This window comes from Vibrio sp. 10N.222.52.B7 (assembly GCF_041474275.1).
Classification (GTDB): domain Bacteria; phylum Pseudomonadota; class Gammaproteobacteria; order Enterobacterales; family Vibrionaceae; genus Vibrio; species Vibrio crassostreae_C.
The window spans coordinates 1-338 of the sequence record NZ_JBFRTU010000336.1 but is presented as its reverse complement, the minus strand read 5'-3'; the positions used below and the strand labels follow the sequence as shown (position 1 = coordinate 338).

Sequence of the window (338 nt, the reverse complement as noted above, 5' to 3'; positions counted from 1 at the left end):
ACCTTCAGCTTCAACTAAAATCAAGTGTCAGCAGTCCTTGTGATGATGTATTATGACAAGCTTGGTATTCGTTACCGATAGAATTAACAATTAATAAAGGCTCTAATTTGTCAGCTCAAAAACAACCAATCATCTTTTCATTCTTCTCTGGTAGTGGATTTTTAGACTTAGGCTTTGAAATGTCTGGTTTTGATGTTCGTTTTGTAAATGAATTTCATAGCTCTTTCCTTGAAGCATATAAATACTCACGGGAACAGATGAATCTTCCTGAACCCAAGTACGGCCATCATCTTGGAAGTATTGATGATTTTGTTACGGGAACGCGTAAAAATGAGCTA

The 338-nt window shown here is 36.1% G+C and carries 1 pseudogene; it reads left to right on the top strand.

The window, feature by feature from the left end:
- Positions 1 to 107: 107 nt before the first annotated feature.
- Positions 108 to 338 (top strand): annotated as a pseudogene (locus AB4512_RS23095) (modification methylase NmeDIP); the annotation flags it as partial.